The organism is Kitasatospora sp. NPDC038210, from assembly GCF_055600605.1.
The window spans coordinates 73,773-100,745 of sequence record NZ_JBVJYK010000020.1; the positions used below are offsets into that span (position 1 = coordinate 73,773).

24 protein-coding genes and 2 tRNA genes are annotated in these 26,973 nt (G+C 74.3%); 18 read left to right on the forward strand and 8 right to left on the reverse strand.

The genetic code is table 11. The features are described 5' to 3' along the window. Nucleotides 1–3: 3 nt before the first annotated feature. Nucleotides 4–438: a hypothetical protein gene (locus tag ACZ7KX_RS31890; RefSeq protein WP_470329487.1), complete on the reverse strand. Its 435-nt coding sequence runs from the start codon at nucleotides 436–438 to the stop codon at nucleotides 4–6. 176 nt (nucleotides 439–614) lie between these two features. Here ACZ7KX_RS31890 and ACZ7KX_RS31895 point away from each other — a divergent pair, with 176 nt between their 5' ends. After that, on the forward strand, nucleotides 615–2,012 hold the full coding sequence (locus ACZ7KX_RS31895; protein WP_470329488.1) for an MFS transporter: 1,398 nt from the start codon (nucleotides 615–617) through the stop codon (nucleotides 2,010–2,012). A 63-nt stretch (nucleotides 2,013–2,075) separates the two neighbouring features. Here ACZ7KX_RS31895 and ACZ7KX_RS31900 read toward each other — a convergent pair whose 3' ends face one another. Beyond that, on the reverse strand, nucleotides 2,076–2,672 hold the full coding sequence (locus ACZ7KX_RS31900) for a flavodoxin family protein (RefSeq protein ID WP_470329489.1): 597 nt from the start codon (nucleotides 2,670–2,672) through the stop codon (nucleotides 2,076–2,078). 223 nt (nucleotides 2,673–2,895) lie between these two features. Between ACZ7KX_RS31900 and ACZ7KX_RS31905 the strand changes: the two genes are divergently transcribed. The 5 genes from ACZ7KX_RS31905 (at nucleotide 2,896) to ACZ7KX_RS31925 (ending at nucleotide 6,888) form a co-directional block, all read left to right on the forward strand. After that, complete coding sequence (locus tag ACZ7KX_RS31905) at nucleotides 2,896–3,348, forward strand: winged helix-turn-helix transcriptional regulator (RefSeq protein ID WP_470329490.1); 453 nt, start codon at nucleotides 2,896–2,898, stop codon at nucleotides 3,346–3,348. 184 nt (nucleotides 3,349–3,532) lie between these two features. Continuing rightward, nucleotides 3,533–3,605, forward strand: a tRNA-Thr gene (locus ACZ7KX_RS31910). A gap of 162 nt (nucleotides 3,606–3,767) precedes the next feature. After that, nucleotides 3,768–4,436 (forward strand): helix-turn-helix domain-containing protein, encoded by a 669-nt coding sequence (locus ACZ7KX_RS31915; protein ID WP_470329491.1) that lies wholly within the window; start codon nucleotides 3,768–3,770, stop codon nucleotides 4,434–4,436. Nucleotides 4,437–4,574: 138 nt separating this feature from the next. After that, entirely contained in the window at nucleotides 4,575–5,537 is a 963-nt protein-coding gene (gene galE / locus ACZ7KX_RS31920) for a UDP-glucose 4-epimerase GalE (protein WP_470329492.1), read from the forward strand. A gap of 343 nt (nucleotides 5,538–5,880) precedes the next feature. Next, nucleotides 5,881–6,888 (forward strand): LuxR C-terminal-related transcriptional regulator, encoded by a 1,008-nt coding sequence (locus tag ACZ7KX_RS31925; RefSeq protein ID WP_470329493.1) that lies wholly within the window; start codon nucleotides 5,881–5,883, stop codon nucleotides 6,886–6,888. A 12-nt stretch (nucleotides 6,889–6,900) separates the two neighbouring features. On the opposite strand, the gene ACZ7KX_RS31930 is transcribed toward ACZ7KX_RS31925, so the two are convergent. Continuing rightward, the gene (locus ACZ7KX_RS31930; protein WP_350526134.1) at nucleotides 6,901–7,398 is read right to left on the reverse strand and encodes a MarR family winged helix-turn-helix transcriptional regulator; all 498 of its coding nucleotides are present in this window, start codon (nucleotides 7,396–7,398) and stop codon (nucleotides 6,901–6,903) included. A 111-nt stretch (nucleotides 7,399–7,509) separates the two neighbouring features. On the opposite strand from ACZ7KX_RS31930, the gene ACZ7KX_RS31935 reads away from it, so the two are divergent. Continuing rightward, entirely contained in the window at nucleotides 7,510–8,367 is an 858-nt protein-coding gene (locus tag ACZ7KX_RS31935) for a methyltransferase domain-containing protein (RefSeq protein ID WP_470329494.1), read from the forward strand. Between the two features lie 7 nt (nucleotides 8,368–8,374). Here ACZ7KX_RS31935 and ACZ7KX_RS31940 read toward each other — a convergent pair whose 3' ends face one another. Continuing rightward, entirely contained in the window at nucleotides 8,375–8,977 is a 603-nt protein-coding gene (locus tag ACZ7KX_RS31940; protein ID WP_350526162.1) for a TetR/AcrR family transcriptional regulator, read from the reverse strand. A gap of 179 nt (nucleotides 8,978–9,156) precedes the next feature. Further along, nucleotides 9,157–10,152, reverse strand: coding sequence for an acyl-CoA desaturase (locus ACZ7KX_RS31945; RefSeq protein WP_470329495.1), 996 nt, complete (start codon nucleotides 10,150–10,152; stop codon nucleotides 9,157–9,159). A gap of 248 nt (nucleotides 10,153–10,400) precedes the next feature. Here ACZ7KX_RS31945 and ACZ7KX_RS31950 point away from each other — a divergent pair. From ACZ7KX_RS31950 to ACZ7KX_RS31985, 8 genes are all read left to right on the forward strand, one after another. Next, a tRNA-Gln gene (locus ACZ7KX_RS31950) sits at nucleotides 10,401–10,471 on the forward strand. A gap of 143 nt (nucleotides 10,472–10,614) precedes the next feature. Further along, nucleotides 10,615–12,069 (forward strand): bifunctional UDP-N-acetylglucosamine diphosphorylase/glucosamine-1-phosphate N-acetyltransferase GlmU, encoded by a 1,455-nt coding sequence (gene glmU / locus ACZ7KX_RS31955; RefSeq protein WP_470329496.1) that lies wholly within the window; start codon nucleotides 10,615–10,617, stop codon nucleotides 12,067–12,069. 204 nt (nucleotides 12,070–12,273) lie between these two features. Continuing rightward, complete coding sequence (locus ACZ7KX_RS31960) at nucleotides 12,274–13,251, forward strand: ribose-phosphate diphosphokinase (protein WP_396552888.1); 978 nt, start codon at nucleotides 12,274–12,276, stop codon at nucleotides 13,249–13,251. 280 nt (nucleotides 13,252–13,531) lie between these two features. Next, complete coding sequence (locus tag ACZ7KX_RS31965; protein WP_470329497.1) at nucleotides 13,532–14,119, forward strand: 50S ribosomal protein L25/general stress protein Ctc; 588 nt, start codon at nucleotides 13,532–13,534, stop codon at nucleotides 14,117–14,119. 129 nt (nucleotides 14,120–14,248) lie between these two features. Then, nucleotides 14,249–14,827 (forward strand): aminoacyl-tRNA hydrolase, encoded by a 579-nt coding sequence (gene pth / locus ACZ7KX_RS31970; RefSeq protein WP_350526163.1) that lies wholly within the window; start codon nucleotides 14,249–14,251, stop codon nucleotides 14,825–14,827. A gap of 136 nt (nucleotides 14,828–14,963) precedes the next feature. After that, nucleotides 14,964–15,278, forward strand: coding sequence for a hypothetical protein (locus tag ACZ7KX_RS31975; protein ID WP_350526140.1), 315 nt, complete (start codon nucleotides 14,964–14,966; stop codon nucleotides 15,276–15,278). Between the two features lie 104 nt (nucleotides 15,279–15,382). Then, nucleotides 15,383–15,904: a SigE family RNA polymerase sigma factor gene (locus ACZ7KX_RS31980; protein ID WP_470329498.1), complete on the forward strand. Its 522-nt coding sequence runs from the start codon at nucleotides 15,383–15,385 to the stop codon at nucleotides 15,902–15,904. Beyond that, complete coding sequence (locus ACZ7KX_RS31985) at nucleotides 15,894–16,826, forward strand: hypothetical protein (RefSeq protein WP_470329499.1); 933 nt, start codon at nucleotides 15,894–15,896, stop codon at nucleotides 16,824–16,826. The genes ACZ7KX_RS31980 and ACZ7KX_RS31985 overlap by 11 nt, the downstream gene beginning before the upstream one ends. A gap of 55 nt (nucleotides 16,827–16,881) precedes the next feature. Here the strand turns inward: ACZ7KX_RS31985 and ppc are convergent, their stop codons facing one another. Then, nucleotides 16,882–19,695: a phosphoenolpyruvate carboxylase gene (gene ppc, locus ACZ7KX_RS31990; protein ID WP_470329500.1), complete on the reverse strand. Its 2,814-nt coding sequence runs from the start codon at nucleotides 19,693–19,695 to the stop codon at nucleotides 16,882–16,884. A gap of 259 nt (nucleotides 19,696–19,954) precedes the next feature. On the opposite strand from ppc, the gene ACZ7KX_RS31995 reads away from it, so the two are divergent. Beyond that, a complete protein-coding gene (locus tag ACZ7KX_RS31995; RefSeq protein WP_350526144.1) occupies nucleotides 19,955–21,223 on the forward strand; it encodes a sensor histidine kinase in 1,269 nt (422 codons plus the stop codon). A 22-nt stretch (nucleotides 21,224–21,245) separates the two neighbouring features. Here the strand turns inward: ACZ7KX_RS31995 and ACZ7KX_RS32000 are convergent, their stop codons facing one another. Both ACZ7KX_RS32000 and ACZ7KX_RS32005 read right to left on the reverse strand, forming a co-directional pair. After that, a complete protein-coding gene (locus ACZ7KX_RS32000) occupies nucleotides 21,246–21,659 on the reverse strand; it encodes an SUKH-3 domain-containing protein (protein WP_470329501.1) in 414 nt (137 codons plus the stop codon). 221 nt (nucleotides 21,660–21,880) lie between these two features. Continuing rightward, a complete protein-coding gene (locus ACZ7KX_RS32005; RefSeq protein WP_470329502.1) occupies nucleotides 21,881–22,342 on the reverse strand; it encodes a YwqJ-related putative deaminase in 462 nt (153 codons plus the stop codon). A 676-nt stretch (nucleotides 22,343–23,018) separates the two neighbouring features. Here ACZ7KX_RS32005 and ACZ7KX_RS32010 point away from each other — a divergent pair. Together ACZ7KX_RS32010 and ACZ7KX_RS32015 are read left to right on the forward strand one after the other, a co-directional pair. Next, nucleotides 23,019–24,020, forward strand: a complete 1,002-nt coding sequence (locus ACZ7KX_RS32010) for an HNH endonuclease (protein WP_470329503.1) — start codon at nucleotides 23,019–23,021, stop codon at nucleotides 24,018–24,020. A 76-nt stretch (nucleotides 24,021–24,096) separates the two neighbouring features. Further along, nucleotides 24,097–26,793 carry an SUKH-4 family immunity protein gene (locus ACZ7KX_RS32015; protein WP_470329504.1) on the forward strand — a complete coding sequence of 899 codons (2,697 nt, stop codon included), beginning with the start codon at nucleotides 24,097–24,099 and terminating at the stop codon, nucleotides 26,791–26,793. Nucleotides 26,794–26,973: the final 180 nt, after the last annotated feature.

Genomic DNA, 26,973 nt, shown 5'->3' on the forward strand with positions numbered 1-26,973 from the left:
GCCTCACCGGGCCTTGCCGGCGCCGTTGGTCCGGGCGGCTTCGGCGGTCGGGGACAGGTCCTTGGTGAGGACGGTTCCGAACGGGTCGGCGGCCGGGGGCCGGTGGTCGCACGGGGTGGTTGCCGCGCTGCCGGTCAGGGCCGTGGACAGGCTCTGTTCGTTCCGGCGGTAGTCGGCTGCGGCGGTCGAGAGCTTGGTGCCGCTGCCGGCCATGTCGGCGGCGAGCTTGTCCAGCAGGGTCTTCCAGCCGGCGGCGCAGTCGTGGATGGCGGGCCCGGTGAGCCAGCCCCGGAGGGCGGCCGCGGCCTGGTCGCCGGGGGCGGTGATCTTCGTCGTCTCGGACGGGATCCGGCTGCCGAGGTGCTGGGCGGTCTGCCCGCAGTTTTCCAGTACGGCCGGATTGACGGCGAGAGCGGCGCGCGAATAGGGGCCCGGCACGGTTTCCCCCGTATGTCGAGATGGTCTACGGACGGTCAGCATACGTGCGGTGGCGCCGGGTTCGGCGGGCTGCGGGGAGCGCGTGGGGTGCGGGCCGGGCGCGGGTCCGCGGGGGTGCGCCGTGGTCACCCGGGTGGGGGCTGGTGGGGGTGGGGCGGGGTGGTGAGGGTGGTGGTATGGATGCGGAGGATGCCTGGCAGGCAGTGCAGTTGGAGCAGTCGGGGCAGGCGGAGCGGTCGAAGCGGGCGGAACAGCCGGGGCAGGCGGGCCAGTTGCGTCGGGCCGCGGCCGCGGCGCTGATCGGGACGGCGATCGAGTTCTACGACTTCTTCATCTACGGGACGGCGGCCGCATTGGTGTTCGGGCCGGTGTTCTTCCCCGGACTGGGCACGGTGGGGGCGCTGTTGGCGGCGTTCTCGGTGTACGCGGTGGCGTTCCTGGCCCGGCCGTTGGGGGCGGTGGTGTTCGGGCACTTCGGGGACCGGGTGGGGCGGAAGGCGACCTTGGTGGTGTCGCTGCTGCTGATGGGGTTGGCGACGGCGGCGGTGGGGGTGTTGCCGGGGTTCGCGGCGTGGGGGTGGTGGGCGCCCGCCGTACTGGTGGCGCTGCGGGTGTGCCAGGGCGTCGGGCTGGGCGGGGAGTGGGGCGGGGCGGCGCTGCTGATCGCGGAGAACGCGCCGGCCGAACGGCGGGGGCGGTACGGCGGGTTCCTGCAGCTGGGGCCGACCTGCGGGTTCGTGTTGGCGAACGGGGTGTTCCTGGCGCTCCAACTCGGGCTGGACGAGGGGGCGTTCCGCGCGTGGGGTTGGCGGGTGCCGTTCCTGGCCTCGTTCGCGCTGGTCGCGGTGGGGTTGTTCGTACGGCTGCGGATCGAGGAGTCGCCGCTGTTCCGCTCGGCCGGGCGCGGGGAGCGGGCGCCGTCGCTGGAGGTGCTGCGTGAGCACTGGCGCCCGGTGTTGGCGGGCGGCGGGGCGATCACGGTGGGGTACGCGCTGTTCTACCTGACCACGACGTACGCGCTGGCGTACGCGACCTCGGGGCTCGGGGTGGCGAGCACGCTGGTCCTGACGATGCTGTTGATCGGCGCGGTGGGGATGGCCGCGACGGTGTGGCTGAGTGCCGCGCGCAGCGACCGGTGGGGGCGGCGGCGGACGCTGTGGTGGGCGACGGTGCTCGCCGCGGGTTGGTCGCTGGTGCTGTTCCCGCTGCTGGAGACGGCGAGCCGGTCGCTGATGTTCGTCGCGCTGGCGGGCGCGATGGTGGTGCTGGGGTGCGTGTTCGGGCCGGTGGCGGCGTTCCTGCCGGAGCTGTTCCCGACGCGGGTGCGCTACACGGGTGCCGCGCTGACGTACAACCTGGGCGGCGTGATCGGCGGGGCGACGACCCCGCTGGTGGCGACGCGGTTGACCGAGGCGTACGGGACGGCGCAGCCGGTGGGTTGGTACCTGGCGGGGTTGGGCGTGCTGGCCCTGGGCTGCCTGCGGCTGCTGCCGGAGACCACCGGCGCCGAGCTCGGGGCGGTGGACGGCGGACGCCGCCGGGCGCCCCTGCTGGGGGCGGATCCGGCGGCGTAGGCGCGCGCGAGGGGCGGGCGGGTCGGGCCGAGCGGGTCGGTCGGACCGGGTCGGGCGGAGCGGTCAGCCGGCCAGGGCGGCGCGGCCGGCCAGCACCACGGCGGTGTGCTGGGCGACGCGGGCGCCGAGGTGCTCGGCGGTCGCGATGTCGGCCTTGTGGACGGCCTCCGGGCCGGCGTCGGAGGGGGAGGAGGCGGCGGCGCCGCTGAAGAAGCCGAGGCGGTTGAGGTCGTTCTCGGACGCGGTGGTGGCGTTCCAGCCCGGCTTGAGGCCGAGGTTGACCCAGTTCATGCCGTGCTGGGCGGCGAGGGTCTGGAAGAAGCCGAGGGTGCCGGCCTTGTCGCCGCTCTTGGAGGCGGAGTTGGTGAAGCCGGCCGCGACCTTGTCCTTCCAGGCGTCGGTGAACCAGCGCTTGCTGGAGGCCTCGGCGAAGACGTGGAAGGCGCCGGAGGCGGTGCCCATGTAGGTGGGGGAGCCGAAGACGATCGCGTCGGCGGCGTCCAGCTGGGCCCACTGCTCCTCGGTGATGCTGTCGACGGCGATCTGGACGACCTCGGCACCTGCGGCGGCGGCGCCGCGGGCGACGGCCTCGGCGATCACGGCGGTGTGGCCGTAGCCGGAGTGGTAGGCGAGGACGACGGTCGGGCGGATGGCGGTCATGTGGGCGCTCCAGGGGGACGGCGTGGACCGGCGGAAGCCGGTGCGATGGCAGAGGCGGCAGCAGAAAGCGGAAAGCAGACGGCAGAGGACGGGGCACGGCGCCGGGGCAGGACGCACTGACGCGGCCCGGCCCGGCCCCGATCCGTTGGCGGTCTCCAATATAGACCAGGTCTCTATTAGTTACCAGGGGCGGATTGGAGACCGGAGGGCTACCCTGGAGGGCATGACGACGGAGGAAGCGACCCGGGCCCGGGCGGGGCAGAGCGAGGAGCAGCAGGTGCCGGAAGGGTCGGAAGGCGCGGCGGAGCAGGGGTTCGACCTCTTCGCCCGGCTCTGCCCCAGCCGCGAGGTGTTCGCCGAGCTGGCCGACAAGTGGTCGCTGCTGATCCTGATGAGCCTCGCCGCCTGCGGGCCGCAGCGCTTCTCCGAGCTCCAGCGCGGGGTCGGCGGGGTCAGCCGCAAGATGCTCACCCAGTCCCTGCGCAACCTGGAGCGCAGCGGCCTGGTGCTCCGCACGGTGTTCCCGGAGACGCCGCCGCGCGTGGTCTACGACCTCCTGCCGCTCGGGCGCGAGCTGGCCGAGCTGGTCACGCCGGTCGGGCAGTGGACCGAGCACCGCGCCGGGCAGATGATGGCGGCCCGCGAGGAGTTCGACGCCGCGCACGCCGAGGGCTGACGCCGCGCACACCGAGGGCTGACGCCGCGGAGCACGCGCGCGGTCCACGGCGCCCGCCGGTGATCGAGGCCGCGGAGCGATCGGGAAGCCCGGATGCCCGGAGCGGAGCCGATTTCCCTTCCGGGCCGACGGCCGTGTAATGTCTTCCTTGTTCGACCGGCCCGGGAAAACAAAAACCCGGCAAGCCCCTATAGCTCAGTCGGTAGAGCGTCTCCATGGTAAGGAGAAGGTCTGCGGTTCGATTCCGCATGGGGGCTCAACTGGAAGACCCCCGCCTCTGGCGGGGGTCTTTCGCGTTTCCGGCCGCAGTCGACGCGCGACGGCTGGCGGGTCGGGTACGGAATGCGCTGTGATGGTGCGTCATCGGCCGCCCGCCCGAAGGGCGCGGGCGCGAGCCGAACCCTGACCGGGAGGGCGTCATGGGCGTTCGACTCGTGGTGGTGGACGACCACCGGCTGTTGGCCGAGGCGCTGGCCACCGCGCTCCAGCTGCGCGGACACCGGGTGCTCGCGGTGGGCTCCCCGGCCGGTGTCGCCGCTGACCTGGTGGCCGGCCGGCGGCCCGAGGTGTGCCTGCTGGGGGTGGCCGCGCCGGGGGAGCCGGGCGCCTTCGACGGGCTGCGCCGGATCCGCCGGGAGCGCCCCGAAGTGGCGGTGATCGTGCTCGGGCCGGTGGGCGAACTACGCGGTGTGGCCGGGGCGTTCGCGGCCGGCGCGGCCGGGTACGTGCCCAGCGACGAGCGGATCGAGGTCGTCGAGCGGGCCATCGGGCGGGCCCGGGCGGGTGAGGCCGCGGTCGCGGTGGACGTCCTGCGCGGCGCGTTCGACCAGCTGCTGCGCCCGGCGGCCGAGCCGGACGACGAGGCCGTCCGGCTGCTGCGGCTGCTGACCCGGCGTGAGGTGCAGGTGCTGGCCCGGATCGCGGACGGCGAGGACACCGCCGCGATCGCCGCCGGGATGCGGATCGCCGCCAGCACCGCCCGGACGCACGTCCAGCGGGTGCTGATGAAGCTCGGCGCGCGGACCCGCCTGGAGGCGGCCGCGGTGGCGGCGCGCACCGGGCTGCTGGAGCGGATGTCCGGGGGCTGATGACTTGGTGAAGAGCCTGCGAGCAGCTGCCCGGGTGGTCCGGAGCACCCCGACGGGTTGGGAGAATGGCCCCAGTCGTACGGATTCCGTCGATGGCCACGCCCACCGCGCGGACCATCGCCCGCTGGAGGTCGCAACATGAGTAAGTACCTGGTCACGGGTGGCGCCGGCTACGTCGGCAGCGTGGTGGCCGCCCACCTGCTGGAGGCGGGGCACCAGGTGACCGTCCTGGACGACCTCTCGACGGGCTTCCGCGAGGGCGTTCCGGCCGGTGCCGAGTTCGTCGAGGGCCGGATCCAGGAGGCCGGCGAGGTCCTGGACGGCTCCTTCGAGGGCGTACTGCACTTCGCCGCCTCCTCGCAGGTCGGCGAGTCCGTCGTGGACCCGGAGAAGTACTGGCGCAACAACGTGGCCGGCTCGCTGGAGCTGATCAGCGCGATGCGCGCGGCGGGCGTGCGCAAGCTCGTGTTCTCCTCCACCGCCGCCACCTACGGCGAGCCGGAGGCCGTGCCGATCGCCGAGACCGCCCGCACCGCGCCGACCAACACCTATGGCGCCACCAAGCTCGCCGTGGACCACCTGATCACCAGCGAGGCCGTCGCCCACGGCCTGGCCGCCGTCTCGCTGCGCTACTTCAACGTGGCCGGCGCGTACGGTGCGTACGGCGAGCGCCACGACCCCGAGTCGCACCTGATCCCGCTGGTCTTCCAGGCCGCGCTCGGGCAGCGCCCGCACATCGCGGTGTACGGCGACGACTACCCGACCCCGGACGGCACCTGCATCCGCGACTACATCCACGTCGCGGACCTGGCCGACGCCCACCTGCTGGCCCTGGACGCGGCCACGTCGGGCGAGCACCTGATCTGCAACCTGGGCAACGGCAGCGGCTTCTCGGTGCGCGAGGTGATCGAGTCGGTCAAGCGCGTCACCGGCCGGGAGATCCCGGTGCAGGTCGAGGGCCGCCGGGCCGGCGACCCGGCGGTGCTGGTGGCCTCGGCCGCCCGCGCCCACGAGGCGCTGGGCTGGGCCCCGCGCCGCCCGAACCTGGACGACATCGTCGCCGACGCCTGGAAGTTCACCCTGGAGAAGAACGGCCTGTAGGCCCTGTAGGCCTTGTAGGCCCTCTCGGCCTTGCAGGCGGGCCAGGCACGGCCGCCGTCCGCCGCGGCCGCCGCACCCGGAACGTCCGGGAACGGCGGCCGCGACGGTGGCGCGGCACGGCCCGGGAATCAAGTCCGGACGCTCACGCACCTTCTGACGAAACTTCACCAAATCGCCACGAGGGCGTTTCCCGACCCCGTACGCTGAGTGCGGTACCGGTGGGGGCCGGCGCCCTTTCGATCTCACCGGCCACCGGTGGGCGGGCGGAACGGCGGGTCCGGAACGCGGACGCCGGGCCGGTCCCCGCTCCCGGGCTCGGGCGGTCTGAGCAGGGGGAGGGACGATGGGGCGGATTCGCGTCCTGGTGGTCGACGACCACCGGATCTTCGCCGAAGCACTGGCCGCGGCGCTCGCCGCCGAGCCCGACGTGGAGGTGGGCGCGGCCGGCAGTGCGGCCGCCGCCGAGCGGGCGCTGGAGCGCGCCGCCGCCGAGGGCCGGGCCTACGACGTGGCGCTGATCGACGCCGATCTCGGGGCCGGCGGGGGCGCGGGGGCCGGAGCGGTCGGTGTGGCCGGAGCGGTCGGGCCGCCCGGGGCGGCTCCGCCGACGGCCCGCAGACGGCCCGGTACGGACCCCGCCGAGGAGGCCCGGCGCCGGGCGGCCCCGCCCGTACCGCCGCCGCGGCGGCCGGCCGTACCGCCCGGGGCGCCCTCCCCGCTGTCGCCCGCCCCGGTGCCGGGCGCGCCGCCCGGCGGGGCCAGGTCGGCGGCCGACCCGCTCCGGGCGGACCAGCTCAGACCCGGCGCCCCGCCGCCCGACGGCATCATCCTGCTCGCCCGCCTCCGCCGCGCCCACCCCGGCCTGCGCGCCGTCGTGCTGGCCACCGCGGACGACCCGCACCGCGCTGCCCGTGCCCTGCACGCGGGCGCCACCGGCTGGGTGGCCAAGGAGAGTTCACTGGCCCGGCTGCTCGCGGTGGTCCGGGGCGTGCTGCGGGACGAGACGCACCTGCCGCCCGCGCTGCTCACCGGGGTGATCCGCGAACTCACCACCGCGCGGCGGGACCGCACCGAGAGCGAGCGCCTGGTGGACACCCTCACCCCGCGGGAGAAGCAGATCCTGCGCTGCATGGTCGCCGGCCTGGGGCGGCAGGCCGTCGCGGAACGGCTCTACCTGTCGCCGCACACCGTCCGGACGCACATGCAGAACGTGCTCGGCAAGCTCGGGGTGCACTCCACACTGGCCGCCGTCGCGGTCGCCCGCCGGGCCGGGGTCAGCCCCGCCGAGCCGGCCGTGCCGCCACCGGCCGTACCGCCGCCGTCCGTGGCGGCGACCGTCGAGCGGGCGTAGGCCGGTCGCGGCTCAGCCCGGGATGTTGTCGAACGGGGCGATCAGCAGCCGCAGCAGTGCGGCGAGTTCGGTCTGCTGGCCGGAGGTGAGCTGGGCGAGGAGTTCGCGCTCGTGCGCGAGCAGCCCGGCGAGTGCCTGGTCGGCGCGGTCGCGGCCGTCGTCGGTGAGCCGCACCAGGACGCCGCGCCGGTCGTCCGGGTCGGGCAGCCGCTTGACCAGGCCCTTGCCGGTGAGCCGGTCGATCCGGTTGGTCATGGTGCCGGAGGTGACGAGCGTCTGGGTGAGCAGCTGACCGGGGGAGAGCTGGTACGGGGTGCCGGCCCGCCGCAGGGCGGTCAGGACGTCGAACTCCCAGGGCTCCAGGCCGTGCTCGGCGAAGGCGGTGCGGCGGGCGCGGTCCAGGTGCCGGGCGAGCCGGCTGACCCGGCTGAGCACCTCCAGCGGCTCCACGTCGAGGTCGGGGCGCTCCCGGCGCCATGCTGCGACCAGCCTGTCGACCTCGTCCTCCATGGCGATCAGTGTATCGGTGGATGTGTCGATGTGAAGTCTCTTGACATCGAGAAATGTGCCGACGAGGCTTCACCGAGATATCTTGATGTCGAGATACCTGTGAGGTGAACCATGAGCACCACCGCCTGGGACCCTGCGCAGTACCTGCGCTTCGCCGACGAACGCACCCGCCCGCTGCGCGACCTGCTCGCCCGCGTCCCCACCCTTCCGCACCCCGGCGAGGAGACCGTCCTCGACATCGGCTGCGGCCCCGGCAACTCCACCGCCGTCCTGCGCGAACGCTGGCCGCACGCCCGCATCACCGGCGTCGACAACTCCGCACCGATGCTCGCCACCGCCCGTGCCGAGGGCGAACCCGACGCCGACTACCTGCTCGCCGACGCCCGCGACTACGACCCGGCCCCGGCCCGGCCCGACCTCGTCGTCTCCAACGCAGCCCTCCAGTGGATGAACCGGAGCGATCGCCGGCCCCGACAGGGACCCTCCTCGCCGAAGTCGGGCGAGGAGGGACCGGTGGACGGCCACCTCGACATCGTCCCGCGCTGGGCCGCCGCCCTGCGCCCGGGCGGCGTCGTCGCGTTCCAGGTCCCCGGCAACTTCGACGCCCCCAGCCACACCCTGCTCGCCGACCTGCGCCGCAGCACCCGCTGGCGCGCCCTGCTCGGCGAGGACGCCGTCCGGGCCGGGGTCCACCCGCCCGCGCGCTACCTCGAAGCCCTCGCCGCCGCCGGCTGCGACCCGGACGTCTGGGAGACCACCTACCTCACCGCCCTGCCGGGGCCGGACCCGGTCCTGGAGTGGGTCAAGGGCACCGCGCTGCGCCCCGTCCTGACCCGGCTCACCGATCCGGCCGACCGGGCCGCCTTCCTCGCCGAGTACGGGCGGCTGCTGCGCGAGGCCTACCCGGCCGGGCCGTCCGGGACGGTCTTCCCGTTCCGGCGGATCTTCGCGGTGGGGGTCAAGCGGTAGCCGGGGCTCAGCCCTTGCGGTCGCCGACCAGCTTCGGGTGCCGCTCCAGGCCCTCCAGGCCGTGCCAGGCGAGGTTCACCAGGTGCGCCGCCACCGTCGCCTTGTCCGGCTTGCGGACCTCCAGCCACCACTGGCCGGTCAGCGCGACCATGCCGACCAGCATCTGCGAGTACATCGGGGCCAGCCGCGCGTCGAAGCCGCGCGACTTGAACTCCAGGCCCAGGATGTCCTCCACCTGGGTCGCGATGTCGCTGATCAGCGAGGCGAAGGTGCCGGTCGACTGGGCCACCGGCGAGTCCCGGACCAGGATCCGGAAGCCGTCCGTCGAGGTGTCGATGTAATCCATCAGCGCGAAGGCGGCCTGTTCCAGCAGCTCGCGCGAGTGCCCGCCGGTCAGCGCCCCGGTCACCATGTCGAGCAGCAGCTGCATCTCGCGGTCCACCACCACCGCGTACAGGCCCTCCTTGCCGCCGAAGTGCTCGTACACGACGGGCTTCGACACCCCGGCGCGCTCGGCGATCTCCTCCACCGAGGTGCCGTCGTAGCCGCGCTCGGCGAAGACCGTCCGGCCGATCTCCAGCAGCTGCTCGCGCCGTTGCTTGCCGGTCATCCGGACCCGGCCGCCCCGGCGGCGCGGGGCGGCCGGGGCGTCGGCCCCGTCGGCCGGCCCGCCCGCCGGTGCAGCGGCCCGCGAACGGGCGGGCGCCGCGTCCGTCCGCGTGCCGTGGTGACCGCCTGTGGTGTCTGCGCTGCTCCCGTTCACCCCTACATCATGCTGGAAGCGCCGCCTCATGCGGTGCGGCGGGCGGCGATCCGCTGTGCGTCCGGCCAGCGGACGTCCCGGACCCAGCCGGCCAGCTCGAACCAGCGGATCAGCCGGGCCGAGGAGTCGATCTGCCCGCGGAGCACCCCGTGCCGGGCCGCGGTCGGATCGGCGTGGTGCAGGTTGTGCCAGGACTCGCCGCAGGAGAGCACCGCGAGCCACCAGACGTTGCCGGAGCGGTCCCGGGAGCGGAACGGGCGCCGGCCGACGGCGTGGCAGATCGAGTTGATCGACCAGGTGACGTGGTGCAGCAGCGCCACCCGGACCAGCGAACCCCAGAAGAAGGCGGACAGCGCGCCCGTCCAGGTCAGCGTCACCAGGCCGCCGACCAGCGGGGGCACCAGCAGCGAGATCGTGGTCCAGAGCCAGAACAGTCGGGAGATCCGCCTTATGGCCGGGTCGCGGACGAGGTCCGGGGCGTACTTGAGCTGCGGGGTCTGCTCCTCGTCGAACATCCAGCCCATGTGCGCCCACCACAGGCCCTTCAGCAGGGCCGGGACGCTCTCCCCGTAGCGCCAGGGCGAGTGCGGGTCCCCGTCCTTGTCGCTGTACCGGTGGTGCTTGCGGTGGTCGGCGACCCAGCGCACCAGCGGGCCCTCGACGGCGAGGCTCCCGGCGATGGCCAGGGCCAGGCGCATCGGCCGGCCGGCCTTGAACGCGCTGTGGGTGAAGTAGCGGTGGTAGCCGACGGTGATGCCGTGGCAGGTGAGGAAGTACATGGAGACGGTGATCGCGACGTCCGTCCACCCCAGCCCCCAGCCCCAGGCCACCGGTACGGCGGCCGCCAGCGCGGTGAACGGCACGAGGATGAACAGGCCGAGCGCGAGCCGCTCGGCCACGCCCTGCTTCTCCCCGCCACGGGTGGCGGACAGCTGCGTGGCTGCGGTGTCGGGATCGGGTTCGGGAGTCGGAGTGCGGGACGCTGCGGTCCCCGCGCGCGCCTCGCCTGCCTGGATGGTCATGGGCGTCCCTTTGCGGCGTCCCGGAACGGGAGAGAAGCGGAGCCTACGTCGGCGTAACTTACGGCATCGTAGGTTGCACTCCGTGTCCAGGGGAACACTCCACCGCGCGGCGCTTGAGTGAATTCACCCGACTGGATGGATGAACCCGTGGCCCGCGGAGTTCGGTCGGGAGGCTCGAATCCGGGCCTCGGATTGGTGCAAGTCGATACCCACGGTGGGGTCCGCTCGGGTAGGGTCTGACACGTCTGTCCGCCGTGGTGTAATGGCAGCACAGGGCCCTTTGGAGGCCTTTGTCTGGGTTCGAATCCTAGCGGCGGAGCCTCTGCACGCCTCCGGTTCGGGCGCCTCCCATCACGCCGGTATTGTCGGTGCTGCTCGGCGGACTGTGCATATGGCGACCGGCCTGGGTCCCGGCCGGGTCCGCTCTGCCCTCTCTGTGAACCTACCGAGGAGCCTCCCCGCATGGGTGCCAATTCGCTTGCCGCCGTTGTCGTGCTCGCCGCCGGAGGCGGGACCCGGATGAAGTCGAACAAGCTGCCCAAGGTGCTGCACGAGGTGTGCGGACGGTCGTTGGTGGGGCACGCGGTGGCGGCGGCCGGGGAACTGGCGCCGGAGCAGCTCGTGGTGGTCGTCGGCCACCAGCGCGAGCAGGTCCAGGGGCACCTGGTGGAGCACTACCCGGCCGTGCGGACCGCGGTGCAGGAGGAGCAGAACGGCACCGGGCACGCGGTGCGGACGGCGCTGGAGGCGCTGGCCGCGGACGACGTGGTCCTGGACGGCACGGTGATCGTCACCGCCGGCGACTCGCCGCTGCTGACCGGGGCGACCCTGCGCCGGCTGGCGGACGCGCACACCGCCCAGCAGAACGGCGTCACCGTGCTGACCGCCGTCGTCCCCGAGCCCTTCGGCTACGGCCGGATCCTGCGCGACGAGGACGGCACGGTCGCCTCGATCGTCGAGGAGCGGGACGCCACCGACACACAGCGCACCATCGCCGAGATCAACTCGGGCGTCTTCGCCTTCGACGCCAAGCTGCTGGTCGAGGCGCTGGCCGCGCTCACCACGGACAACTCGCAGGGCGAGGAGTACCTGACCGACACCCTGGAGATCCTGCGCAAGGCGGGCCACCGGGTCGGCGCCGTGGTCGCCGAGGACCACCGGGACATCCTGGGCATCAACGACCGGGTCCAGCTGGCGCAGGCCCGCCGGCTGCTGAACGACCGCCTGCTGGAGCGGGCGATGCGCGCGGGCGTCACCGTGGTGGACCCGGCGACCACCTGGTTCGACGTCCAGGTGACCTACGAGCCGGACGCCGTGGTGCTGCCCAACACCCAGCTGCAGGGCGCCACCCACCTGGCCGAGGGCTGCGAGGTCGGCCCGAACTCCACCCTGAAGGACACCCTGATCGGCGCCGGCGCCCGTGTGAGCAACACCACGGCCGACCGCGCCGAGGTGGGCGAGCTGGCCGTCGCGGGCCCGTACGCCTACCTGCGGCCGGGTGCGAAGCTGGCCCGCAAGGCGAAGGTCGGCACCTACGTCGAGATCAAGAACTCCGAGCTGGGCGAGGGCGCGAAGGTCCCGCACCTCTCGTACATCGGCGACGCCACGATCGGTGAGGGCACCAACGTCGGCGCGGCCTCGGTCACCGTGAACTACGACGGCGTGAACAAGCACCGCACCGTCATCGGCGCGCACTGCCGCACCGGCTCGGACAACATGTTCATCGCCCCGGTGACCATCGGTGACGGCGCCTACACCGGCGCCGGTTCGGTGATCACCAGCGACGTCCCGCCGGGCGCGCTCGGCGTGAACCGCGCGTACCAGCGCAACATCGAGGGCTGGGTCGAGCGCAAGCGCCCCGGCACCGTGTCGGCGCAGGCCGCGAAGGCCGCGACGGACGCCGCCGCGGAGGCCTGACGCGGCGGGCGGGGGACCGCGGGGCGGTCCCGGGGCGGACGGTTTCTGCGCGGGCGCGTAACCTTGGGGACATACGTGCGCCACTGGGCTTACCGCCCGTGTCCAGGCGTACCGACAATTCCCCGACCCCGTACCGCGCGTGGGCCTCGCCTGCCCGGCACCGGGTCGCGGGTTCAGCGTCCGCAAACGCGAGGAGACGGTGCAGTGAGCGGGATCACGACGTCGGGTGAGAAGAAGCTGAAGCTCTTCTCCGGCCGTGCCCACCCGGAGCTGGCGAAGGAGGTGGCCGCGGCGCTCGGGACCGAGTTGGTCCCCACCAAGGCCCTGGACTTCGCCAACGGCGAGATCTACGTCCGTTTCCTGGAGTCCGCCCGCGGCGCGGACTGCTTCGTGATGCAGAGCCACACGGCTCCCATCAACCAGTGGATCATGGAGCAGTTGATCATGATCGATGCTCTGAAGCGGGCCTCCGCCCGGAGCATCACCGCGATCCTGCCGTTCTACGGGTACGCCCGCCAGGACAAGAAGCACCTCGGCCGCGAGCCCATCTCGGCCCGGCTGGTCGCCGACCTGCTGCGCCAGGCCGGCGCCGACCGCCTGATGGCCGTCGACCTGCACACCGCGCAGATCCAGGGCTTCTTCGACGGCCCGGTGGACCACCTGTTCGCGCTGCCGCTGCTGGCCGACTACATCGGCGAGAAGGTCGACCGCTCCAAGCTGACCGTCGTCTCCCCGGACGCCGGCCGCGTGAAGGTGGCCGACCAGTGGTGCGACCGGCTGGACGCCCCGCTGGCGATCATCCACAAGCGCCGCGACATCACCCAGGCCAACACCATCCTGTCGGCCGACGTCGTCGGTGACGTGAAGGACCGGGTCTGCGTCCTGGTCGACGACATGATCGACACCGCCGGCACCATCTGTGCCGCGGCCGACGCGCTGTTCGAGAACGGCGCCGCGGACGTCCTGGTGGCGGCCACCCACGGTGTGCTCTCCGGCCCGGCCGCGGACCGGCTGAAGAACTCGCGGGTCAGCGAGTTCGTGTTCACCAACACGCTGCCCACCCCGGCGCAGCTCCAGCTGGACAAGATCACCACGCTGTCCATCGCCCCGTCGATCGCCGCCGCGATCCGCGAGGTGTTCGAGGAGGGCTCGGTCACGAGCCTCTTCGAGGGCGTGCACTGACGAAGCCCGCGCAGGCGGCCCCGGTCCCCAGCGGGCCGGGGCCGCCGCCGATTTCGCGGGAGGCGGTAGGTGCGGTTAGACTCGTGAAACTGCTCGGCGAGGGATGCCGTGTGCCTGCTCGACGGGCGCCCGCTCCGTGATCGACGCGCTGCCGGTGCCGGATTCCCGTCCGCCGGCAGGCCGTTGCCGCCGAGTGACCCCCGAACGTACTGAGGGTGTGGTCCCGGCGGTTTTTCGCGTTGCCTGCACCCCCGCGCCATTTTCCACGAGGAGTGCAGTCGTGTCCGAGATCCGTATTGCCGCTGAGACCCGTACCGAGTTCGGCAAGGGTGCCGCCCGTCGCGCCCGCCGTGCCGGCTTCGTCCCCGGTGTCGTCTACGGCCACGGCCACGCCCCGGTTCACCTGAACCTGCCCGGCCACGACCTGATGATGGCCCTGAAGACCCCGAACGCCCTGCTGGTCGTCCCGATCGAGGGCAAGGACGAGTACGTCCTGCCGAAGGCCGTCCAGCGCGAGGCCATCAAGCGCACCATCGAGCACGTCGACCTGCTGCTGGTCAAGCGTGGCGAGAAGGTCAACGTCGAGGTTCCGGTCCACACCGAGGGCGAGCTGGCCCCGGGCGGCAACCTGCTGGAGCACGTCCTGCAGGCCCTGCCGATCGAGGCCGAGGCCACCCACCTGCCCGAGGCCGTCACCGTCTCGGTCGAGGGCCTGGAGGCCGGCGCCTCGATCCACGCCAAGGACATCGTCCTGCCGGCCGGTGTCGCCCTGGCCGTCGAGGCCGACGCCGTCGTCCTGCAGGTCATCGCCGCCCAGGCCGCCCCGGCCGAGGCGGAGACCGAGGAGACCGAGGGCGCCGAGGCCTGAGCCTCGCCCCGAAAGCTTTGACCGCTGCCCCGGTCGCTCCCGCTGGAGCGGCCGGGGCAGCGGTGTGTCCGGGACGCGGTGTCTCCGGGGATGATGGCGTCGAGCGTGAAGGCGAGGAGTGAGGGCGCGATGGCGGACGAGTACGAGGGCCCCTGGCTGGTGGTGGGGCTGGGCAACCCGGGCGAGCAGTACGCCCGGAACCGGCACAATATCGGGTTCATGGTGGTGGACCTGCTGGCGCAGCGGATGGGTGCCAGGTTCAAGGCGCACAAGAGCCGGGCGCAGGTGGCCGAAGGTCGGCTGGCGGGCAAGCGGGTCGTGCTGGCCAAGCCGATGTCCTTCATGAACCTCTCCGGCGGGCCGGTGACGGCGCTGCGCGACTTCTACAAGGTGCCGGCCGCCGCGCTGATCGCGGTCCACGACGAGCTGGACATCGACTACGCGGCGCTGCGGCTGAAGCTGGGCGGCGGGGACAACGGCCACAACGGGCTGAAGTCGATCACCAAGTCGCTGGGCCCGGAGTACCACCGGGTGCGCTGCGGGATCGGCCGCCCGCCGGGCCGGATGGAGGTCGCGGACTTCGTGCTGAAGGACTTCTCCTCGACCGAGCGCAAGGAGCTGGAGTGGTTCGTGGACCGCTCGGCGGACGCGGTGGAGGCGCTGCTGTCCGAGGGTCTGGAGCGGGCCCAGGGCACGTACAACTCCTGATCGACCGTCAACAGGCGTGGCGGGTACGCAACAGTCGTACAACGCTTGACCGGTCAAACCTGAATCCGCGTGAGAAGCCTGTGCGGGATCGGATAGCGTCGGCCCGGGTACGCGAACGAGTCCTGGGGAGTTCTCGATGCGGGGATTGGGTCCGGTCCGCCCGCTGCGGCGGATCCGGGTGGTCCGGCTGAAGCAGTTCGGACGGCGGATCGGTACGGCCGGCGCGCTGGGGGCGGCCGGAGTGCTGCTGTCGAGCGGTGCGCTGGCGCACGCCGACCCGGTGGCGGAGCCGGATCCGCTGATCGCCCCGGAGCCGGCCGCCCAGCCGGTGCTCGGCGAGTCGATGGGCCCCGACGCGGGGCTGTTGGCGGTCGGCGGCGGCCTGCTGGTGGCGGGCGGCGGAGCGGCGCTGTGGTTGAAGCGCCGGCGCGCGGGCGAGCCCGCGGAGTAGTCACGAGTCCTCAGGGGCCGGTGTCCACGACGGTGGGCACCGGCCCTTCGTCGTACCTTCCCGGGGGTGTCATCCGTTTTCGCCGCGCCGGGCGTCATGGGGGTATGAAGCGCGAATCATTGCGCCCGGGGGGCTCGGGGGCCGATCCGTTCGACGAGTTCGTCGCGGCTCGCTACCAGGCCCTCCTGCGGGGGGCGTACCTGATCACCGGGGACGTCCACGACGCCCGGGACCTGCTGCACGACGCGTTGGCCCGGGTGTACCCGAAGCGGACGGCGATCCGGGACGTGGCGGCCGCCGAGGGGTACGTCCGGACGACGATGGTCCGCACGCACGTCTCGCGCTGGCGGCGCACCCGGCGGGAGGTGCTCACGCCCGTGCTGCCGGACTCCCCGGAGGCGACGGTGGCCGAGCACGACGAGCAGCTGGCGGCGGCGATGCGGGCCCTGCCGCCCCGGCAGCGGGCGGCGGTGGTGCTGCGCTACTACGTCGACCTGCCGGTGGCCCGGGTCGCGCAGGAGCTCGGTTGCTCGGAGACCACGGCGAAGACGCATCTGGCGCGGGCGATGAAGACGCTCCGGCAGGAGCTGGCACCGGCGAGGGAGATGGTGGGGCATGGCGGCTGAACACCCGGACGGGTTCGAGGAGGAACTGGTCGTCCGGCTCGGCGCGCGGGCGGGGTCGGTGGCCGGCAGTCCGCCGCTGCCCCGACTGCGGGAGGCCGGTCGGCGCCGGGCGCGGTCGCGTCTGGTGGTGCGGTCGGTGGCGGGGGCGGCCGTGTTCGCCCTGGGAGTGGGCGCGCTGGCGCAGTGGGGCGGGAGCACGACCGGGGCCGTACGGGGGTCGGCCCAGGTCGTGGGCGGGGGTTCCCCGTCCCCGTCCCCGTCCCCGGGGACGGGGAGCCGGCCGCCCGTCCCGCAGGCGTCACCGGGGGCGCCGTCGTCGTCGGCGGCGGACACCGGGGGGCCGCTGCTGCTCTGCCAGGGCGGGCCGGCCTCGTTGCGGCTGCCGACGTGGGACCAGGTGACGGCTTCGGGGACGACGTCCTCGCGGCCGCCTTCGGGGCCGCCGCCCGTGTCGTCGTCGACGACGCCCCCGTACGTGCCGTCCGCGGGGGCGAGCACGAGCGGGGGGCCGGATGCCCTCGACCTCGACCCGGTCCGGGTGGCCGCCGACATCAGGAGGGTGGGGGCCGACAAGTACCCGGACCACTGGTTCGGCGTCTGCGAGACCCTGGACCGCCAGGTGTACGTCATGCGCGTGCCGGGTTCCGACCTCGACGCCGTCGTGCCGGCCGCCGTGAGCCACCGCGGGGTCACGATCAACTTCGTGGACGTGCCGGGGTCGCGTCGGCACTACCTGGCGCTGGCGCGGCGGATCACGGTCGACGACGGTGGCTACTGGGCGGCGCGGGGGGTGACCATCTCCGGGGTGACGATCTCCGAGGACGGCACCGGGGTGCTCGTGCAGACCCCGCAGTTCGCGGCCGTCAGGGCCGACGTCCTGGCCCGCTACGGGTCGGAGGTGATCGAGGTGCGGCCGCGCTGACCGGAACGCGAAGGGGCCGACGGCGCGCGCCGTCGGCCCCTTCGCGTTCCCGGGGTCAGCCGGTGTTGCGCAGGCCGGCGGCGATGCCGTTGACGGTGAGCAGCAGCGCGCGGGCGCGCAGCGGGTCGTCGTGGCGGCCGGCCGAGACCTCCTCGCGCTGGCGGCGCAGCAGCGCGACCTGGAGGTAGGAGATCGGGTCGAGGTAGGCGTCGCGGACGGCGAAGGTCTGCTTCAGCACCGGGTTGTGCTCCAGCAGTTCGCGCTCGCCGGTGAGCCGGAGCACCTCGCGCAGGGTGAGGGCGTGCTCGTCCTTGATCTGGTCGAAGACGTGGCGCAGCTCGCCGGGCACCAGCTGCTCGACGTAGTGGCGGGCGATCCGCAGGTCGGTCTTGGCCAGCGTCATCGCGACGTTGGACAGGAAGTTGCGGAAGAAGTGCCACTCGCCGTACATCTCGTCCAGCACGTCGCCCAGGCCGGCCGCGCGGGCGGCGGCGAGGCCGGAGCCGACGCCGTACCAGCCGGGGACGATCTGGCGGGACTGGGTCCAGCCGAAGACCCACGGGATGGCCCGCAGGCCGTCCAGGCCCGCGCCGGAGTCGGGGCGGCGGGACGGGCGGGAGCCCAGGTGCAGCGAGGCGAGCTGGTCGACCGGGGTGGAGGCGAAGAAGTACTTCGGCAGGTCCTCCTGCTCGACCAGGCCGCGGTAGGCGGTGTGGGCGGCCTCGGAGACGCGGTCCATCGCGGCGTCCCAGCGGGCCAGCTCCTCGGGGGCCTGGCGCGGGGCGGTGTGCAGCGCGGAGGCGGCCAGGGTCGCGGAGAGGGTCAGCTCCAGGTTCTCCCGGGCGAGGGAGGGGAGCAGGTACTTGTCGGAGATGACCTCGCCCTGCTCGGTGACCTTGATCTCGCCCTCCAGGGTGCCCCAGGGCTGGGCCAGGATGGCCTCGTGCGAGGGGCCGCCACCGCGGCCGACGGTGCCGCCGCGGCCGTGGAAGAGGCGCAGCCGGATGCCGTAGCGGTGGGCGACGTCGCGCAGCCGGCGCTGGGCGCGGTGGATCTCCCACTGGGAGGTGGTGATGCCGCCGAACTTGGAGGAGTCCGAGTAGCCGAGCATGACTTCCTGGACGTCGCCGCGCAGGGAGACGAGCAGGCGGTAGGAGGGGTCGGAGAGCATCTCGTCGAGGATGCGGTCGGCCTGCTGGAGCTCGTCGGTGGTCTCCAGCAGCGGCACGATGCCGATCTTGGCGACGCCGGCGTGCAGGTCGATCAGGCCCGCCTCGCGGGCCAGCACGGTGGCGGCGAAGACGTCGTCGGCGCCCTGGCACATCGAGATGATGTAGCTCTCGACGATCTCGTCGCCGAAGCGCTCGAAGCCCTCGCGGATGGTGTTGAAGACGCCGAGGGTCTTGGTCCCGGCCTCGTCCAGCGGGGCCGGGGTGGGGGCGAGCGGGCGGCGGGAGCGGAGTTCCTTGGCGAGGAGCTTCTGCCGGTACTCGCGGGGCATGTCGGCGTAGCGCCAGGCCTCCTCGCCGAGGCGGTCGAAGAGCTGGCCGAGGGCGTGGTGGTGGGCCTCGGCGTGCTCGCGCACGTCCATGGTGGCGAGCTGGAGGCCGAAGGCCTCGATGGTGCGGATGGCGCGGGCGAGGCGGCCGTCGGCGATGAGTTCGCCGCGGTGGGCGCGCAGCGAGTCCTGGATCAGCCGCAGGTCGGCGACGAGTTCGCGGGTACCGCGGTAGTCGCGGCCGTCGATGTGCGGGGTGCCGCCGGCCAGGCGCTCGCGGGTGTTCTCCAGCTTGAGCCGGATGCAGGTGGCCTTGAGGCGGTAGGGCTCCTCGGCGTTCATCCGCTTGTAGCGCGGGCTCAGTTCGGGGAGCAGGTGCAGGTCGTTGTTGAGCGAGGCGAGCAGTTCGACCGAGGCCCCGGCCAGCCGCTCGGAGGTGGAGAGGGTGTTGCGCAGGTCGTCGATGGCGTCGAGGGCGTCCTTGATGCCGTACTCGTGCTGGAGGTTGAGGACGTCCCAGGTGACCTGCGGGGTGACGTTGGGGTTGCCGTCGCGGTCGCCGCCGATCCAGGTGCCGAAGGTGAGCGGGCGGACGCCGTCGGGCAGGTTGAGGCCGACCCGGGCGAGCTCCTCCTGCAGCTCCTCCAGGACCTCGGGGACGGCCTCGCGGTAGAGCTCGTCCAGGTAGTAGACGGCGTTGCGGGCCTCGTCGGTGGGCTCGGGGCGAGCGATGCGCAGCTCGTCGGTCTGCCAGAGCAGGTCGATGACCTCGGCGAGGCGGCGGTCGGCGGAGCGCTTGGCGCTGCTGGTGCGGGCCGGGTCGGCGGCGACGAGGCCGGAGGCGAGCTCCTCGCGGTGGATGCGGTCGAGGAGTTCGCCGATCCGGCGCAGCTTGTTGAGGACGCTGCGGCGGGCGGCCTCGGTGGGGTGCGCGGTGAAGACCGGGCGGACCGCGAGGTGGGCCAGGGTGTCCGCGAGGTGCTTGGGGTCGGCCTCGGCGAGCTGGTCGGCGGTCTGCGCGAGCAGCGAGCCCTCCCGGGCCCGGCGGGTGGCGAACTCCCGGCCGCGGTGCACCTGCTCGGTGACGTTGGCGAGGTGGAAGTAGGTGGAGAACGCCCGGACCAGCTTGGCGGCGGTGTCCAGGTCGATGTCGGAGAGGAGTTCGGCGGTGGCCTCGCCGTCGGTGCGGCTGAGCAGGCGGACCTGTTCGACCAGGCCCAGCAGCTGGGGGCCCTCCTGGCGGACCAGCGTCTCGCCGAGCAGGTCGCCGAGGCGGCGGATGTCCGCACGCAGGGCTGAGTTATCGGCGACTGCGCCGGCTGCGACGCCGGGAGTGGGGCTGTCCGCCGGGGCGGGGACCGGAGCGGTCACGGCTGGCTCCCTGTGGTGGTGGGGTTCGGCAACGGCTCATCGTCACAGGTCCACACGCGTGTGGCGGTTGTGACGCGTGCGGACCGCGCTGTCCGACGCGACCAGCATAGGTGTCGGGGCGTTCGCTGTCCGCGAGGTGGCCGGATGGCGGACAGAGCTGCCGAAGAGCAGCGGTGGTCTGGACCACTTGGCGGACTCGGAAGGTGTGCCGGACAATCCCGGTGGGGAGGGGTGGGGATTGCCGCATAGTCTGTCGGGCATGAGCTTGTCGCCGGGGGAGCGCGCGCAGGACCGGTCGTTCTGGTGGTGGAAGCGGCCGCGCAGCGCCTTCCTGGACATCGGGCTGGCCGTGCTCGCCGCCCTGGAGTGCTCGGTCAGCACGATCGCCTTCCTCTCCGCCCGGGTCGACCTGTCGACCGCCGGCGTGATCGGCGTCGCGGTGCTGGGCTCGCTGGCCGGCGGCTCGCTGGTGCTGCGCCGGCGCTGGCCGGCCGTTCCGGTGCTGGTCACCCTGCTCGCGATGCCGGGGATGCTCGGCGTCCTGCTGCTGGTCGTGGCGCTGTACACGCTGGCGGAGACCTGGGAGTGGCCCTCGCGGCGATGGCGGGTGGTGGCGCTGTCCGCGCTGGCCTTCGCCGAGGCGGTCGCCGTGATGATGGTGTCGATGCTGACCCCCGGCGACTCGGCCGCGGAGCCGCCGCCGCTGTGGGGCCAGGTCCTGATAGCGGTGCTGGTGGCGGTCGGGCTGACCGTCCCCCCGGTGGTGACGGGCCTGTACGTGGGCGCGCGGCGGCGGCTGATCGAGTCGCTCAAGGACCGCGCGCACGGCCTGGAGGCCGAGCTGGACCTGCTGGCCGAGCAGGCGCAGGAGCGCGCCCGCCGGGCCCGGCTGGAGGAGCGCACCCGGATCGCCCGGGAGATGCACGACGTGGTGGCGCACCGGGTCTCGCTGATGGTGGTGCACGCCGGGGCGCTGGAGCGGATCGTCGTCAAGGACCCGGAGAAGGCCGCGCAGAGCGCCAAGCTGATGGGCGAGGTGGGCCGGCAGGCGCTGAACGAGCTGCGCGAGATCCTCGGTGTGCTGCGGATGGACGACGAGCGGCAGCCGGAGCCGGACTCGCTGGCCGGGCTGCCGCGGCTGGTGGACCAGTCCCGGGCGGCCGGGATGGCGGTGACGCTGACGGTCAGCGGCAGCCGCCAGGAGTTCACCGGCGAGGCCGAGCAGACCGCCTACCGGGTCGTCCAGGAGGGGCTGACCAATGCGCACAAGCACGCGGGCGGTGCCCAGGTGTCCGTCCTGCTGGCGTACGCGCCCAACGGGGTGCGGGTGAGCGTGGTGAACGCCTGCCCGGGCGGGGAGCGGGGGGCGGCCAAGCTGCCCAGCGGAGGCAACGGGCTGGTCGGGATGCGGGAACGGGTGATCGCGCTCGGCGGCACCTTCTCGTCCGGGCCGGAGGCGGACGGCGGGTTCCGCGTCGAGGCGGTGCTGCCCTCCCGGCTGGCGGTGCGGGCCGAGCGGCTGCGGTGAACCGCCGCCGCTCCCGCCCTGCTCAGCGGTCGTCGGCGGTGCGCAGCCGTTCCGGGGAGGTGCCCAGCACCAGCGCGGTGATCGCCTGGTCGATGCCGTGGCCGAGGAACCACTCGCCGGTGTGGTCCAGGCTGTAGACCCGGCCCTCCTCGTCGACGGCGAGCAGCGCCTGCCCGTACGCCTCCTCGCCGAGCGGCGCGACCTGGGTGCCCAGCGCCCGGCCGAGGTCCAGCAAGGTGCGCGGCTGGTGCAGGCCGCACAGCGGGTCGACCAGGAACGGGGTGCGGGCCAGCTGGCGGCCCGGGCCGGACAGGTCGAAGGCGAGGCCGCCGAACTCGGCCCAGGCCTCCACCGCCGCCGGGAAGACCGTGTGCGCCACGCCGTTGGGCGCGCCGTACCCGACGAGGGTGTCGGCCCACTCCTCGGCCTGCCCCATCTCCCAGCGGCCGGGGTGCCAGCCGGCCGCCTTCAGCTCGGCGGCGACGTCGGCGGGGAAACGCGGGCGGGTCCGCCCGACGGTGCCGGTGGCGGAGTCGCCGGGGGCTCCACCGCCGGGGGCGGAGAGGGTCGCCGGCGGCGGCGGGGGCGGGCTGGGCGGATTCAGGGTGGCCTCCAGGGCTCGGGGACGGGGGGACGGACGGACCGGCGTTCGACCGGTCAGCGCACGGTCGGTCCGACGGCGACGCTCTGCACGGTGAAGTGCTCCAGCATCGGTGTGCAGGAGCGGCACGGCGGGGCGTGGGTGCCGTGCGCCGGATCGCCCTCCTCGCGGATCCGCAGGGTCGTCATCCGGGAGCCCCTGAGCGCCTTGCGGGCCTCGTTCAGGCTCATCGGCTTGCGGGCGGCGCGCTTGGAGCGCCGGCCGTCGACCGCGGTCAGGTACTGGGAGAGCAGGACGGCCTCGGGGCAGCGGCCGGTGAACCGCTCGCGGGCCTCCAGCGGCAGCGTGTCCAGGAAGCCGGTGACCAGGTGGTGCAGGACCGGGCGGCGGTCGTCCTTGCCGCCCGCCAGGGTGTGCACCTCGCCGCCCTTGAGCGACAGCGCGGCGGCGACGGCGGGCAGCAGGCTGTCGCGGTGGTGGCGCAGCACGGGCGGGTCCGCCGGCTCACCGGTGGTCATCCGTCGTCCTCCTCCTCGTTACCCGGCCGTCGGCCGGGGTGGCCCGGCCGGTCCTGGGCAAGCCTGTCAAACGACACCGACATCCTTACAACCGGGGTGCGGGCGTGGCGGATACCGGGTGGACCGGGCGGGCCGTTCCCCGATGCTGGCCGAATGCGCACCCCCTCGTCATGACTTGTCCGCCGATTCACCGAAAAGGTCACCGGCCGGGGCGGCGGCCGGTACCGTTCCGGCGGCGAGCCGGGCGGGTGCGGCCGGCGATCAGGGAGGCTTCCGACGGGGCCGAGTCCGTTGCCCGCAGCAGGTGTTGAGGCCGGGTCGCGGGGCCGGGCGTCGGGGTCGGGTGTCGGGGCCGGGCGCAGGGAACCGGCGTCGGCGGTATCGGCGGCGCGTCCGTGACGCTCCGCCCCGGGCCGGTGTGCCGACAGCCCGCGTTCCGTCATCCCGGTCACCGTGCCGGGCCGTTCCCGGCCGGTCGGACGGGACGTCCCCGAACTGCTCGGCGTGCCCCGGCCGCACCCCGCCGGGCGCGGCCGGGGCGGCCGACGCGAGCGGTCGGCGGGGCGGTCCCCGGGGGCGCGGGTTGTCCAAAGGCGGGGGTCCGGGCCTTGAGGGGACCCCCTAGGCTGGTGCCAGCAAGCACCGAGTATTTGCAGCAGCCAGTGGGGGCTCCCAGATGACGACAGGTCGGCCCGGCGTCGCCGCCGCACCGAACGCGGCGTACGCAGGTCAGGTGGTGCAGTTCCCGGATCCGGTCCGTGCCGAGCGGCACCCCGCCGGGGTCAGCGTGGACGAGTACGGCTACCCGGACTTCGGCCCGTACGCCGCCGCCGCGGCCGAGGTCGCCGACCCGCCGGAGGGCTTCGGCGTGGACGAACTGCGGCTGACCGACTACGTCTCGGCCAATGCCGCGCTCTACACCCAGGGCCACCCGCTCTGGGCCGACCTGGAGACCGCCGTGGCCACCCCGCCCGGCTGGACCTGGCACCACGCGGTCGGCCGCGCCGCCCCCGGCTGGCGGCGGATGGAGCTCGTCCCGGTCGAGGTCAAGGCACTGCTGCGGCACCACGGCGGCCTGGCCACCTCCGCCGCCGACCACACCCGGCGCGGCACCCGCCCGCTGCAGGAGCGCCGTCCGGTCCACTTCTCGCTGGCCAAGGACGGCGGCGACCCGATCGGCGTCCCCGAGGACCTGGTGCAGCGCGCCGAGGAGCGCCTCGGCTACCGGCTGCCCGGCGCCTACCGCACCTTCCTCAAGCTGGGCGGCGGCCGCGCCCCCGTCGGCGTGGCGCTGGACACCGACCTCGGCCTGCTGCTCGACCAGCCGTTCCTGACGCTGACCGAGGAGTACGGCACCGATGACGTCGTGTACGCCAACAAGTGCCTGCGCGACCACCTCACCAAGGACTACCTGGCGGTCGCCTACGCGCAGGGCGGCCTCGTCGCGCTCAAGGTGCGTGGCGAGCGGACCGGCTCGGTCTGGTTCCACCTGTACGACGACGCCCGCGACACCGGTGGCCCGGAGACCCCGGAGGACCGCTGCGCCCGACTGCTGCTGCCCTGCGGCGAGGATTTCGACGCCTTCCTGCTGCGGTTGGCGGGCAGCCCGCCGGAGCTGGAGACGGTTGCCGAGCTGATGGTGGACGGCGGGTTCGCCCGGGCCGTCCCGGTGGGCTGATGCGCGGGATCGCGGTGGACGTGGTGGTGCTGGTGGAACGGGGGACGACGAGGATGCGGACAGGGGTGAACCGGGCGTGGTGACGTACGCGCAGGCGCAGGAGCTCGCCGAGGAGTGGATCAACGGCGGGGTGCCGCGCTCGCAACAGCGTGAGGTGCGGGTCCGGGAGTTCGACCTGGGCTTCGTCTGCTGGGCGATGCCGCCCGGGGACGGCACCGGGAACGCGGCCGGGGCCGTGGGGCCGGACGGCTCGGTCGCTCCGGGCGGTGGCTCGGGCGAGGCGCGGCTGGTGATCGCCCGGGACACGGGCGCCAGCACGCTCTGGCCGGCGCTGCCGGTCAACGAGGTGGTCCGGCAGTACGAGGAGATCTACGGGCGGCCGGTCGCGGCCAACCCGGCGGGGGCGGCGAAGCCCGCGCCGGGGCCGGTGGAGGCGACGTCCTTCCTGCTCAGCCCGCCGCAGTGGCTGCAGGAGGCGGGGGCCGCGGCGATCGCGGCGGAGGCGGAGCGGCTGGCGGGCGGTCCGGCCGCCCCGCAGGCCGGCGCGCCTGCGCCTGCGCCCGCTGCTGCGCCGACGCCGACGCCGACGCCTGCGCCCGCTCCGGTGCCGGTCGAGGAGCCGTTCGCCCCGCCGGTGCCGCCCGCGCCCGCCGTCCTGACCGAGCCGCCGGTCTCCGACCGGCCCGCCGGGGACGCGCCGACCATGCTCGCCCCGCCGCCGGGCTTCGACGGGCCGGGCGCCGCGCCGCAGCCGCAGGCCGCCATGCCCGTCCCGCCGACCGCCGCTCCGGCCGGACCGCCCGCCGGACCGCCCGCCGGACCGCCCGCGCCTCCGGCCGGTGCCGAGGCGGCGACCGTCCTGATGCCCGACGGACTGCGGACCACCGGCTCGGACCTGCCCGACGCGCCCGCGCCGGGTGCCGAGGCCGCGACCGTGCTGATGCCGCCGGCGAGCGGCGGCTACGGCATGCCCCCGGTCCCGCCGTCCGGCGCCCAGCCGCCAGCGGCCCAGCCCCCGGCCGCACCGCCGACCCAGGCACCCGCCCCGGCCCCGGCTGCCGAACCGGCGCCGACGCTGCTCGCGCCGCCGGACGCCATGCCCGGGCTGATGGGCCTGCCCGGCGCGCCGGCGACCCCGCCGGGTGCGCCGGTGGAGCACGCGCCGACGATGCTGGCCCCGCCCGGGGGAGCCCCCGGCCTCGCCGGCCTGCCCGGCGCCCCGGGCACCCCGCCCACCGGAACGCCCGCCGCCGGCGCGCCGCAGGGCGGGCTCGGCCGCGCCCCGGGCTCGGCCCCGCCGCCGCCCCCGCCGGCCGCGCTGCGCGGCGGCCCCGCCGGTTCGCCCGGTGCGGGCGCCGCCCCCGGCGGTCGCGGGGCCGCCTCCGCCCCGCCGCCGCCCCCGCCCGCCGAGCTGAAGCACACCGCGGGCTCCGGCACGCCCGCCGGCGCCCCCGGCGGTCGCGGGGCCGGTTCCGCCCCGCCGCCCCCGCCCCCGGCGGGGCTGCGCGGCGGCGCCCCGGCGCCCCAGGGCACTCCGGCCGGTGGCACGCCCTCGGCCGGGGTGGCGTACGAGGCGACCCAGCTGGCGAGCGCGATCGACCCGGCCCTGCTGGGCGCCGGCCCGGCGGACCCGGGCACCCCGCCGTCCGGCGGCCCCGCCGTCCCGCCGCCGCCCGGCGGTCCGGCGGCCCCGGCCACGCCCGCGGCCGGCTACGGCTACCCGAACGCGGGCGGCGCCGCCGGGGTCGTCCCCCCGGCGGCGGTGACCGGCTCGCCGCAGGCCGCGCCGGTGCCCCCCGGGGTGCCCGCGGTCGGCCCGGGCTACTTCGCCGCGCTCAGCTACCGGGGCCCGGACGGTTCGGAGCAGAAGCTGCTGCACCGCAGCGAGCCCGGCACCCCGCACCCGGAGTGGAAGATCCTGCAGGACCTGCGCCGGCTCAACGTGCCGCCGGAGCAGGTGCTGGAGCTCTACACCGAGCTGGAGTCGTGCGACCTGCCCGGCGGGTACTGCAACCGCATGATCGCCGCGTCCTGGCCGAACGTCCGGCTCACCCACACCGCCCCGTACGGCCGCGACCACGCGTCCCGGCAGGCGGGGATGGCCGAGCTGCTCGACCACCTGGACGAGCTGCACCAACTGGCCTCCGGCGCCCAGCGGGTCCGCCCGTTCCGGGTGCCGCCGCCCGCGCCCGGGACGGTCCAGGCGCTGCCGCCGCTCCCGCCGCAGCAGCTGGCCCAGGAGGTCGGCGCCGCCTTCGGGCAGAACGTGTTCCGCTACGAGCAGCGGGCCGTCTCCCGCCAGGGCGTGCCCGAGCCGGTGTCCCAGACCCTGATGTGGGCCGGGCTGCCGCGCGACTTCGGGCCGTTCTTCTGGGCGCAGGCGCAGGAGGGCCGTCCGATCCCGACGCTCGCCGAGCTGGCCGCCGAGCGCGGCCTGGCCGGGGGCCCGGACTTCGGCGGCTACCTGGTGCTCGGCAACGACTACGGCCGCCAGCTCTGTGTCCAGTACGGCACCGCGAACGTGGTCGCGGTGGACGTCGATGGAACCGGCCAGCCGCCCCGGTTCGTCAACAGCGGTGTACCGGAGTTCGTCCGCGCGCTGGCCCTGCTGGGCCGGATGTGGCGGCTGCGGTACGGGCTGACGCCGGACCAGGCCGGTCGCTGGACGACCGACTTCCAGGCCCAGCTCGCCGCGATCGACCCGGCGGCCCTGCAGAACGCGGACACGTGGTGGGCCGTGCTGCTGGAGCAGTTCTGGGACGGTCTGCTGTAGCGGACCGTCGCGGATCCTCGCAGGTGGGGAGGGGTCGTTCCGGTGTCCGGGACGGCCCCTCCGGCGTGCCGCCGTGGCTGTGCCTCGTTGGGGTTTCGCCCAGATCTGCGCAAAATAGGTCAAGAGGATGGGTCTATTCGTCCGGTCCTCGACGTATTCCGGTCCGCACGACGACCGAAT

Coding starts and splice junctions, on each gene's coding strand:
- ACZ7KX_RS31975 (WP_350526140.1), top strand. CDS start 14,964: ATGCGGGGATTGGGTCCGGTCCGCCCGCTGCGGCGGATCCGGGTGGTC.
- ACZ7KX_RS31985 (WP_470329499.1), top strand. CDS start 15,894: ATGGCGGCTGAACACCCGGACGGGTTCGAGGAGGAACTGGTCGTCCGG.
- ACZ7KX_RS31980 (WP_470329498.1), top strand. CDS start 15,383: ATGAAGCGCGAATCATTGCGCCCGGGGGGCTCGGGGGCCGATCCGTTC.
- ACZ7KX_RS31905 (WP_470329490.1), top strand. CDS start 2,896: ATGACGACGGAGGAAGCGACCCGGGCCCGGGCGGGGCAGAGCGAGGAG.
- ACZ7KX_RS32005 (WP_470329502.1), bottom strand. CDS start 22,342: ATGACCACCGGTGAGCCGGCGGACCCGCCCGTGCTGCGCCACCACCGC.
- ACZ7KX_RS31915 (WP_470329491.1), top strand. CDS start 3,768: ATGGGCGTTCGACTCGTGGTGGTGGACGACCACCGGCTGTTGGCCGAG.
- pth (WP_350526163.1), top strand. CDS start 14,249: ATGGCGGACGAGTACGAGGGCCCCTGGCTGGTGGTGGGGCTGGGCAAC.
- glmU (WP_470329496.1), top strand. CDS start 10,615: ATGGGTGCCAATTCGCTTGCCGCCGTTGTCGTGCTCGCCGCCGGAGGC.
- ACZ7KX_RS31925 (WP_470329493.1), top strand. CDS start 5,881: ATGGGGCGGATTCGCGTCCTGGTGGTCGACGACCACCGGATCTTCGCC.
- ACZ7KX_RS32000 (WP_470329501.1), bottom strand. CDS start 21,659: ATGGGGCAGGCCGAGGAGTGGGCCGACACCCTCGTCGGGTACGGCGCG.
- ACZ7KX_RS31945 (WP_470329495.1), bottom strand. CDS start 10,152: ATGACCATCCAGGCAGGCGAGGCGCGCGCGGGGACCGCAGCGTCCCGC.
- ACZ7KX_RS31930 (WP_350526134.1), bottom strand. CDS start 7,398: ATGGAGGACGAGGTCGACAGGCTGGTCGCAGCATGGCGCCGGGAGCGC.
- ACZ7KX_RS31995 (WP_350526144.1), top strand. CDS start 19,955: ATGAGCTTGTCGCCGGGGGAGCGCGCGCAGGACCGGTCGTTCTGGTGG.
- ACZ7KX_RS31900 (WP_470329489.1), bottom strand. CDS start 2,672: ATGACCGCCATCCGCCCGACCGTCGTCCTCGCCTACCACTCCGGCTAC.
- ACZ7KX_RS31940 (WP_350526162.1), bottom strand. CDS start 8,977: ATGACCGGCAAGCAACGGCGCGAGCAGCTGCTGGAGATCGGCCGGACG.
- galE (WP_470329492.1), top strand. CDS start 4,575: ATGAGTAAGTACCTGGTCACGGGTGGCGCCGGCTACGTCGGCAGCGTG.
- ACZ7KX_RS31935 (WP_470329494.1), top strand. CDS start 7,510: ATGAGCACCACCGCCTGGGACCCTGCGCAGTACCTGCGCTTCGCCGAC.
- ACZ7KX_RS31895 (WP_470329488.1), top strand. CDS start 615: ATGGATGCGGAGGATGCCTGGCAGGCAGTGCAGTTGGAGCAGTCGGGG.
- ACZ7KX_RS32010 (WP_470329503.1), top strand. CDS start 23,019: ATGACGACAGGTCGGCCCGGCGTCGCCGCCGCACCGAACGCGGCGTAC.